Origin of the sequence: Streptomyces sp. NPDC007095 (assembly GCF_040634475.1) — a bacterium.
In the GTDB taxonomy this organism is placed as follows: domain Bacteria; phylum Actinomycetota; class Actinomycetes; order Streptomycetales; family Streptomycetaceae; genus Streptomyces.
The window spans coordinates 20,458-29,664 of record NZ_JBEYFS010000160.1; the positions used below are offsets into that span (position 1 = coordinate 20,458).

Annotated in this window: 8 protein-coding genes; 4 read left to right on the plus strand and 4 right to left on the minus strand. The window is 68.4% G+C overall.

Translation table 11 applies throughout. The features are described 5' to 3' along the window. Window positions 1-127 precede the first annotated feature (127 nt). The 3 genes from ABZ656_RS39670 to ABZ656_RS39680 form a co-directional block, all read right to left on the minus strand. Entirely contained in the window at window positions 128-658 is a 531-nt protein-coding gene (locus tag ABZ656_RS39670) for a DoxX family protein (RefSeq protein ID WP_360274911.1), read from the minus strand. A 332-nt stretch (window positions 659-990) separates the two neighbouring features. Beyond that, window positions 991-1,992, minus strand: a complete 1,002-nt coding sequence (locus tag ABZ656_RS39675) for a zinc-dependent alcohol dehydrogenase family protein (RefSeq protein WP_101406753.1) — start codon at window positions 1,990-1,992, stop codon at window positions 991-993. Between the two features lie 88 nt (window positions 1,993-2,080). Next, window positions 2,081-2,680: a TetR/AcrR family transcriptional regulator gene (locus ABZ656_RS39680; RefSeq protein ID WP_360274906.1), complete on the minus strand. Its 600-nt coding sequence runs from the start codon at window positions 2,678-2,680 to the stop codon at window positions 2,081-2,083. A 680-nt stretch (window positions 2,681-3,360) separates the two neighbouring features. On the opposite strand from ABZ656_RS39680, the gene ABZ656_RS39685 reads away from it, so the two are divergent. From ABZ656_RS39685 to ABZ656_RS39700, 4 genes are all read left to right on the plus strand, one after another. Next, window positions 3,361-4,473 carry a PP2C family protein-serine/threonine phosphatase gene (locus tag ABZ656_RS39685; protein WP_360274914.1) on the plus strand — a complete coding sequence of 371 codons (1,113 nt, stop codon included), beginning with the start codon at window positions 3,361-3,363 and terminating at the stop codon, window positions 4,471-4,473. Between the two features lie 94 nt (window positions 4,474-4,567). Then, complete coding sequence (locus ABZ656_RS39690) at window positions 4,568-5,242, plus strand: hypothetical protein (protein WP_180362648.1); 675 nt, start codon at window positions 4,568-4,570, stop codon at window positions 5,240-5,242. 1,132 nt (window positions 5,243-6,374) lie between these two features. Continuing rightward, window positions 6,375-7,610: an epoxide hydrolase gene (locus ABZ656_RS39695; RefSeq protein ID WP_101406750.1), complete on the plus strand. Its 1,236-nt coding sequence runs from the start codon at window positions 6,375-6,377 to the stop codon at window positions 7,608-7,610. 567 nt (window positions 7,611-8,177) lie between these two features. After that, complete coding sequence (locus ABZ656_RS39700; protein WP_101406749.1) at window positions 8,178-8,612, plus strand: actin depolymerization factor/cofilin-like domain-containing protein; 435 nt, start codon at window positions 8,178-8,180, stop codon at window positions 8,610-8,612. A 95-nt stretch (window positions 8,613-8,707) separates the two neighbouring features. On the opposite strand, the gene ABZ656_RS39705 is transcribed toward ABZ656_RS39700, so the two are convergent. Beyond that, window positions 8,708-8,875, minus strand: a complete 168-nt coding sequence (locus ABZ656_RS39705) for a hypothetical protein (protein WP_180362647.1) — start codon at window positions 8,873-8,875, stop codon at window positions 8,708-8,710. Between the last annotated feature and the right edge of the window lie 332 nt (window positions 8,876-9,207).

Sequence of the window (9,207 nt, forward strand, 5' to 3'; positions counted from 1 at the left end):
CCGACCTTCAGGCCGAGCACGAACCGGCCGGGATAGGCCTGGGCCAGTACGGCCGCCGCGCCGTGCATGGTCTGCGGTTGCCGGGCCATGATCCGCGGAATGACGCCGTGGCGTGGCTGGAGAATGGCTAGAGGATGAGGACGATCGCGGCGCCTATGCCGCCCAGGAACAGGGCGAGGGCCGTTTCGGCCCAGCCTCCTTTGCCCCAGGGGAAAAGACGGTCGACGGCCAGGTTTCCCGGGCCGATGGCCGCGATGGCGAGTGCGGTGACAGTGATACACACGCTGTACTCCACACCGCCTTGGGTATCCCACAATCCATGTGCCCCGGTCACGGTCGCCATGGCATTGATCATCACGCCGATCAGAGCAGCCGCCGCCAGCGGCGTGAACAGCCCCAGAGCCAGACCGATACCGCCCAGGAACTCGGAGCCACCGCCTATGGCGGCGTAGACCTTTCCGGGACGGTACCCCAGCGCGGCGAATCCTTTGCCTGCAGCGGTGAGGCCGTCGCCACCGAACACCCCGAAGAGCTTCTGGGCACCGTGTCCTGCCATGAGTAGGCCGAACGTAAGTCTGATGAGAAGCAGACCGCAGTCAGCGGCGGAGACCGCTGCCCGCGAGGGGGCGTCGACTGCCGGGGCGGTAGAAGAGCGCAGTTGCTGCGTTATGTAATTCACGGGGGTGCTCTTCTCTGCAACGTGCTCCGGAGCGGTACCGGCTGACCGTCCTGGAGCTCGCAGAGCTGATTGTCCGGTCACCATGGCGCGTGCAAGATCTTCAAGACCTTCAAGACGCCATGTACGGAGGGCCACAACGCTGCCGCACGCGGCCGGAAAGGAAATTCTCGTGTGGGATCGCGAGGCCGCCGGTCGTTTTCTCGTGCAGCGATACGGCCGCACTCTCCCATCCTTACTCCATTCCTTTCGCCATGGTCGACCGTTCGACGGGGAAGGTATGTGAGCACTACAGGCGGAATACGGAGCGCGACTCACGGTCCGTCGGGGGCCTGTGCGATGTCCACCACGACCTTGCCCGCCGCAGTGCCTCGTTCGACCGCCGTGTGTGCGTCGGCGACGGAGTCGAGGGTGAAGGTGCGTGGGTCGAGCCGTGGCTTGAGGGAGCCCGCGTCGGCGAGAGCGGTGGCCTCGCGCATGATCTCGCCGTGGTGTGCGCGGTGGCGGCCGGTGAGCATGGGCATGAGGGTGAACACGCCGGAATAGGTGGCGCCCCGGAAGGAGAGGGGAGCGAGGGCGTGGGTGCCCCAGCCGAGTGCGCTGACGACGTGGCCGGTGTACGTGCGCACGGCGGTGAAGGAGGCGTCGAGTACGGGACCGCCGACGGTGTCGAAGACGATGTCGAAGCCCTCGCCGCCGGTGTGTTTGCCGACGTACTCCGTCACGGACATCGCGGTGCGGTCGATGGGCGTGGCCCCGAGGCGCGCGACCGTCTCGGCGTGGGCGGGGGATGCGGTGGCGTAGACGTCGGCGCCGTGGGCACGGGCGACCTGGATGGCGACGTGTCCGATGCCGCCGGCTCCGCCGTGGATGAGGACCTTGTGGCCGGGGCGGACTCGGGCCCGGTCGATGAGGCCCTCCCACGCGGTGATGAAGACCAGAGGCAGCGCGGCGGCTTCGCGCATGGTCAGGGCGGCGGGTTTGACGGCCAGCAGTCGGGCGTCGACCGCCGCGTACTGGGCGAGGGAGCCTTGGAGGTCGCCGACCCCGCCGGTGAGTCCGTAGACCTCGTCGCCGACTTCGAACCCGGTGACGCCGGTACCGACTTGTTCGACCACACCGGCGAGGTCGAGGCCGAGTACGGCGGGCAGGACGGTCCGGGCGTGTGCGGCCTTCCCCGCCCGGATCTTGATGTCGAGCGGGTTCACTCCGCTGGCCGCGATCTTCACCAGGACCTCGCCCGGGCCGGGGGCGGGCCGGGCGAGGTCTTTGAGGACCAGGGGTGCCCCGAACTGTTCGAGGATCGCTGCGCGCATGGCCCTGCCTTCCTTCCTGGAGGTTGTTCGTGAGTACGGAGCCGGAGGCGTGGGGCGTCTCGCGGTCACGGGTGTGCCTGGTGGCCGGTTACGAGAGGTCGTCGGCCGTGTCGCGGCGGGTGTGGTCGTCGAGGAGGCGCCGGGCCGCGGATCTGGCCTGATCCACCACCGCGCGGTCCTGGAGCAGCCGTCCGGACGCGAGGGCGCCGTCTATCAGGAGGCCGAGGTGGCGGGCGAGGGAGTCGGGGTCGGCGGCGCCTGCCTCGGTGCTGAGTTGTGTCAGCCAGATGTGACGGCGTTCGATGTGCTGCACGGTTATGGCCCGGGCCTCGGAGTCGAGTGCGGTCTCGACGGCGGCGCTGACGAAGGGGCAGCCGAAGAAGCCGTGCCGGTCGAAGGCCTCCGTCAGTGCGTCGAAAAGCCCGGTGATCCGGGCCGCCGCGTCGTCGCCCGCCCGATCGGCGGCCGTCTGGAGTTGGGCGCGCCAGGATATGTCGGTTCTGCGCAGGTAGGCCGCGACCAGCTCGTCCTTGGTGCGGAAGTGGACGTACAGAGTGGATTTCGCTACCCCTGAGGCGGCGATCACCTGGTCCACGCCGACGCCCCGCAGGCCGTTCGCGTAGAACAGCTCGGCCGCCGTGTCCAGGATCTTCTCGACCGTGTTCGTCCTTCTCGTGCGCGTCGCCATGTGCGGGCACCTCCCTTAATCGAACAGACTAGTCCGTTCGATTAAGGGAGGCAATGCCGGCCGCTGTGATCGATGCTCCGCGCCTGAGATCGACCTCCGTAGGCGGCGCGGTCCCGTGTGCGCGGCTCGCTCGCCACGACGGTGGCGTCCTCGTTGGCGGAGGGTTTCCCGGCCGCGAGGTCATCGCGGCCGCCCTTGGGGTCGACACTGATCAGCTGGGTCTCGCCGGTGGGTGGTCCGCGCAGGTGCGTGGCGGGTGCGTGCCCGTGCCCGATCCCCTCGCGGACCGGTCGCCGCCCGGGCGGCGACCGTCACCGCCCGCGTCCTCTGGTGTCGGGCGATTCCGGCGTCCTTCCGCAGGCGGCCATGATCGCGCCCCCGGCAGGCTCCGTCCGCCCCTCCCGCAAGCCCGGCCTCATCAGGCAGGCCGATCTGGAAAAGCCTGACGGCCCGGCTCCCTCCAGGAAGCCCTCAACGGCTGCGGTCCCACCGGCTTCGTCGAAGCGGTCGGCGATCTACTCGTCGGCAGGGGGCGGGATGCCGCCACCTTTCGCACCGAACGCTTCGGACCCGCCACGCCACCGTCCTGCCGCACGTCGCCCGTCCCGCCTCGAGCCGGGCCTGACCGCCCGGCGCCCCGCTCAATGTCCACTTCGACCGATATGATGCATTTTGTGATCATGTCCGGACGGCTGCGGCGCCGTCGCTCCCTCGGCGGTGGCTGGTGGGAAGCTGCCCCGTTGTCACCGGTAATCCTCACCCTCATCATCACCTGCCTGGCGTTCTCCACACCGAGGGAGATCGCCGTCAGCCGACTCCTGCCCGCCGCCCCCGCCCTCGCCGCCGCGATGTGGCCCGTACTCCCCACGATCCTGCTGGGCACGTTCTGCCTGCTGGTCATGATCAGCCTCAGCTTCGTCTACACCGACCTGGGGACGCAGTACACCGCGGCTGCGATCGTCGCGGTCACCCTGGCGGCCGCATACGCGAGCCATGTCCGACTCCAGCGGGAGGAGGCGCTCTTCCATGTCCGCCTCGTCGCCGACGCGGCCCAGAAGGTACTGCTGCGCCCTCTGCCACGCCGCATGGACGACGTCGAGATCGAGTCGCTGTATCTGGCGGCCCAACAACAGGCCAGGATCGGCGGCGACTTCTATGAAGCGGCCGCCACGCCGTACGGGGTCCGGCTGCTCATCGGTGACGTACGCGGCAAGGGCCTGTCCGCGGTGGGGGCGGCCTCAGCGGTGATCAGCTGCTTCAGGGAGGCCGCGTACGACGAGCCCGACCTGAGAGGCGTCATCCGGCGTCTGGAGATCAGCATCATCCGCCACAGCGCCGCGTTTCCGGCGCAGGACCTGCCGGAGCGCTTCGCCACCGCTCTCATCGCCGAGATCCCGCACGGCGGCGGCCAGGTCAGACTTCTCAATTGTGGGCACCCGCCGCCGCTGCTCTCGCATCGCGGGAAGATCCGCGTCCTGGATCCCACCGCTCCCTCGCCGCCTCTCCACCTCGCGGCGCTCATTGGCGCCCACTACTGCGTCGACACCGTCGCCTTCACCCCGGGCGATCAGCTACTGCTCTACACCGACGGCGTATCGGAGACCCGGGACCGCACCGGCGAGTTCTTCCCGCTCCCGGACTGGATGCGGAGGCAAGGCCCGAAGTCACCCCGTGAACTGCTCGACCGGCTTCACCAGGACCTGCTCCGCCACAGCGGCGGAAGGCTCAACGACGACATCGCGGCCCTCGCAGTGAGACGCCCGAACACCCAGGCACCGGAGTACCCGGTGTAGGTGGCCGGATGCCGCGGTCGGGGCCCGCGGCCGGATCCGCGGTGCGGCACGGGCGGTGACGCAACGAAGCCGGCCAAGGGTCGTTGATCATGGCATGAAGAACGTCATCACGCGGCGGCAGTCGCACGTCCTGGCCACGGTTGCCGCCCTGGCGCTGGGAGTTGCGGGCGCGGAAAGCGCACGGGCAATCCCGGCGGCTCGGGGTTGCCCCACTGCGGAGATCTTCGCCACCGACAACACCGCGATCATCACGGATCCGGCCGACTCCCGGCTCAAGACCCGCCTGACGCGCTTCGACCACGAGGTGCGCAAGATCATCCACGCCAACGGCGCAAGGCCCGGCTCCTCGATCCTCCTGGACGGCGTCTTCTGGTCCGGCGACCTGAGGAAGGCCACCTATGAGCGTTCACGCGAGTTCGACGTCAACCAGGTCGGCCGCGACGGGCTCCACCACATCGCCGACGTCATCGCCAAGCAATACCACCAGGAATCGGTGCTCACGTTCCGCTGTGTGCCGCGCACCTCGCCGGATGCCGACGCGGTCGAGATCCAGGCCCCCGGCGTCAGTCGAACCCGTCTCCATGACGCACTGCTCGCGGACGCGAACGCCCGCGACCGGCTCGGCGGCGGTTCGGTCACCCTGGACGGGCGGCTCATCCTGATCGCCCCGCTCGCCGACCTCCCGGTGGCCCAGAGGTTCACGGCCGAACTCGGCGTGGACTGGAACAAAGCCGAGGTGCGTTACGGGGACGAAGAGTTCGTGAGCTGAAGCAGTGCCCGGCCCTGTACCGGCCGAGCCGGCTGAACGTCACCCGCGCCGGGGGCCGGCCGGTAGACGCGTGACAGCCACGAAGGTCGCGAAGGCGGCCGGACTCCCGCCCACGAGGCCGGGCCGGTCGGTCCAGTCGGGATCGGCGGAAAAGGGAACGAAGATCGCCGGTGCGAAGCTGCGCAAGCGGGAGAACTTACTCCTGGCCCAGGGCGGGAGTCGTCGAGGCATTCGACGTATGCGCAGGCTGTAGCGCAGCGAAACCGGGCTCACCCTGCACGAGGAGGTGCATTCGGCGACGAGCGGAACCGGGGCCTACGCCTGTTCGCCTTCTCAGGCTTCCGGTCAGCGACGAGGCCCGCGTCATCATCTGAACGACGCGAGTGATCATTCCCCCGACGCGCGCGGTCAGCCAGGAGATCGGATCCGAGTGTTCTGGTTTGGATGTGTCGGCCTCCGGTGCGGGGTGGTGCGTGCCGTCACCAGGCCGACGAGGCGTGTCCCGATAGGGGCCCTGGAGTGAACCAAGCGCCGTCACATTTTTGACCGCCCGAGCGGACCGGTGTCGGCCATTCGGCCCCGGAGTCCCAGCCCAGACAGCAGCCGCAAAGTAGCGAGGTGATCACGTGCTCGCTGCCGTGGTGGCCTGCTTGCCCTTGCCGGTCCGGCACGGGGAGCCCGCCGGGGCGGCGGAGGTGGACATCCAACAGTCGCGCGATTCCACACGCTTGAAGTCTTCGCTCACGACCCCGAACTGTTTCATGTGGGTGTTTCAGTCGGTCAGTCGTTTGCAACAACTCATGAAACATGTCTGCCACAGGTGGGTCGCCGCGCGGCGGGTGTTTGCGGCGGGTGTTTCACGAGCGACCACCTATGAAACGCCGCCCCCGGGGCGGATGTGGAAACGTCCTATCGTCAGAGCCGTCGAGTGTCCGCGCGGGTGCGAAGGTGGTCGAGTCGCGGCGAAAGGAGCGCATCGGTCGCCTGGCCGCCCTGGCCGGCCAGCTCGACCCGCACCACCGGCAGGCACTCGCCGCGTCGCTGCCCGCACTCCTCGGAATGGCCCGGCTCACCGCCCAACCACCCAACAGGCCGACGACACCGCTTCCCTTACCCAGTAAGGAACCACGCCATGACCACCCCGCACGCTTTCCCCCTGGAGCCCACCCCGATCCATGTGTCCGACGAGGTCCTCGATGACCTGCGCGCCCGTCTCACATTGACCCGTCCGCCGTTGGACGAGGGGAATGGAGACTGGTCCTACGGTGTCCCGGACAGCTATCTCCGTGGGCTGGTGGCCTACTGGCGGGACGGCTACGACTGGCGCAAGGCCGAGGCCGCCATCAACGTCTACGAGCACTACCAGGTGAGCGTCGCCGGTGTCCCGGTGCACTTCATGGGCAAGCCCGGCCGCGGCCCTCGCCCGATCCCGTTGATCCTCACCCACGGCTGGCCGTGGACGTTCTGGCACTGGTCGAAGGTGATCGACCCGCTCGCCGACCCGGCCGCGTTCGGTGGTGACCCCGCCGACGCGTTCGACGTCATCGTGCCGTCCCTGCCCGGCTTCGGTTTCCCCGGCCCGCTCACCGGCTTTTCGGACGTCAACTTCTGGAAGGTCTCCGACCTCTGGCACACCCTGATGACCGAGACCCTGGGATACGAGAAGTACGCCGCAGGGGGCTGCGACATCGGCGGGATCGTCTCCAGTCAGCTCGGTCACAAGTACGCCGGCGAGCTGTACGGCATCCACATCGGCTCCGGGCTGCCGCTCGACTTCTTCACCGGCCACCGCGCCTGGGACTTCGCCCGGAATCGGCCCCTCACCGACGACCAGCCCGCCGACGTCCGCGCCCGCATCATCGAGTTGGACCACCGCTCGGCGTCCCACCTCGCCGTGCACATGCTCGACGGCGCCACCCTGGCCCACGGGCTGAGCGACTCACCCGCCGGGCTGCTCGCCTGGCTGCTGGAGCGCTGGAACGCCTGGAGCGACAACGGGGGCGACGTGGAGTCCGTCTTCACCAAGGACGACCTGCTCACCCACGCCACGATCTACTGGGTGAACAACTCCATCGCCACATCGATGCGTTACTACGCCAACGCCAACCGCTACCCCTGGGCTCCCGCCCACGACCGCACCCCGGTCGTGCAGGCCCCGGTCGGCCTCACCCTTGTCACGTACGAGAACCCGCCCGGCATCCAGACCGCCAACGAGCGCGTCCGGGCATTCAAGACCGGCCCGCAGGCCGATTGGTTCAACCACGTCAACGTCAACGCCCACGACCACGGCGGCCACTTCATCCCCTGGGAGAACCCCGACGCCTGGGTGAGTGACCTGCGCCGCACCTTTCACGGCCGCAGGCCCTGAGCGACCCTGCGGGCTCGTCTGCTGACGGGCCAGGCGTACGTTGCCTGGCGGGGGCGTGCGCGTCGGCCGACCGGCCAGCACCGCCCACTACGGAGCCTCGTTGTCTTCGAGTCGGTGAAGTCCTGGAAGTCGTTTGGTGTGTCTCCGTACGCGAACGGCAGACGGCGTCCGCCGGGGGCCGGGGGCCGGGGGCGGGGCACGGCGGCAGCAGGCCCCAGGTCGAGGCGCTGGTCATGTCGAGGCGGAAGGTGCGGTACGGGTTGGCATCGGACCAGAACGGCGCGGTCAGACCGTGCCGGTCCTCCTCCCAGCCGCGATCCCCAGGCCTGCTCGGCCAGGACTTGCTGAACCAGCAGAGTGTTGACGTGGACGAGCGCGGACTGGGGCAGGTGCAGGGAGCATCGAGATCTCGACGTGCTCCTTGTCCGGGCCGGTCAGGGCGCCGTCCGAGCGGAACGGGTCCTCAGGGCAAACGGCCCAGAACCGCCCGGGATGCCGGTTCGTTGAGCCGATGGCCTGTTCTCGCAATGATCGGCCTGTTCTCGCAATGAGTCAGAAGGGCTCGTCGTGAGCGGTGGTAGCCCGGTGGACGACAGCTGTGTCGGCGCCTTCCAGGAGCTGAAGAGCAGGCGGGACATCAACACAGTGATCTTCCGGCTCGGCGACAGCCTGGAGACCGTGATCCCCGACTTCGAGGGGAACCTGACACACGACGAACTGCTGAAGGCCCTGCCGGCCGACGAGCCCCGGTACGTTGTCCACGACCTGCTCTTCGCGACAGCGGACGGGACCCGTCAGGAGAAGATCGTGCTGATCTCCTGGTGCCCGGCGGGGACGAGAGTCGAGGAGAGGAACGCGCACTCCTCCGGCTACAGCACACTCCGGACCCTGCTCGACGGTGTCCAGGTCTCCGTACAGGCCACGCACCTGTCCGACATGGAGTACGAGGCACTCGTCTCCCGGCCTCTTGACCCACCCCTTCTCCTTGGCGGTGGTAGGTGAGCGCGCCGGGTGGAATCCAGGTCCTGCCGCCGCTGGTGCGCAGACTGTTGTGACGGGAGCGGTAGTTGGAGATGCGCGAGCGCTGCGTACCTTCCTCAGCCCCAGCCGTCCCGGTGGGTGCGCTCGAAGATCACGAGGAACGGGGCGACACATCCGGTCGCCTCGACAGGGCTGGCGTGACCGAACAGCACCAACATCATTCCAGCCCCCAGTGCGGCGCGGTACAGGGTGACCGGCTCGATGGATTCGATCTTGAGTGTCATGCAGCGGGGGACTCGTGCAGGACCGGGGGAGAGACGTGCAGGGGTGCGCGAGGGCAAAGGGGACGCACCCCTTTACTCGCCCTTGAGCAGGACGGGCCGCTCTCACCATGACGATGCCGCCGACGAAGCACGTAACCCGCTCTTCCAGGGCCCCAGGGCAGGTCACGCATCGCGGTCTTCTCGCTTCCTCCGGATCAAGCAGATCCAGTATCAGCGTGTCCACCGTTCAGGGGGAGGCCCCAAGGCCGGGTAGTTAGGGTTTTCGCAGGTCACGCAAGGGGAGTTGGCGAGTTTCCGACGTAGAGCAACGGAGCTCGTTGGTACAGGCAGTC

What these genes read in the sequence shown, in the direction of transcription:
- ABZ656_RS39675 (WP_101406753.1), bottom strand. Translation starts at nt 1,992, where the DNA reads ATGCGCGCAGCGATCCTCGAACAGTTCGGGGCACCCCTGGTCCTCAAA.
- ABZ656_RS39680 (WP_360274906.1), bottom strand. Translation starts at nt 2,680, where the DNA reads ATGGCGACGCGCACGAGAAGGACGAACACGGTCGAGAAGATCCTGGAC.
- ABZ656_RS39685 (WP_360274914.1), top strand. Translation starts at nt 3,361, where the DNA reads ATGTCCGGACGGCTGCGGCGCCGTCGCTCCCTCGGCGGTGGCTGGTGG.
- ABZ656_RS39690 (WP_180362648.1), top strand. Translation starts at nt 4,568, where the DNA reads ATGAAGAACGTCATCACGCGGCGGCAGTCGCACGTCCTGGCCACGGTT.
- ABZ656_RS39695 (WP_101406750.1), top strand. Translation starts at nt 6,375, where the DNA reads ATGACCACCCCGCACGCTTTCCCCCTGGAGCCCACCCCGATCCATGTG.
- ABZ656_RS39705 (WP_180362647.1), bottom strand. Translation starts at nt 8,875, where the DNA reads ATGACACTCAAGATCGAATCCATCGAGCCGGTCACCCTGTACCGCGCC.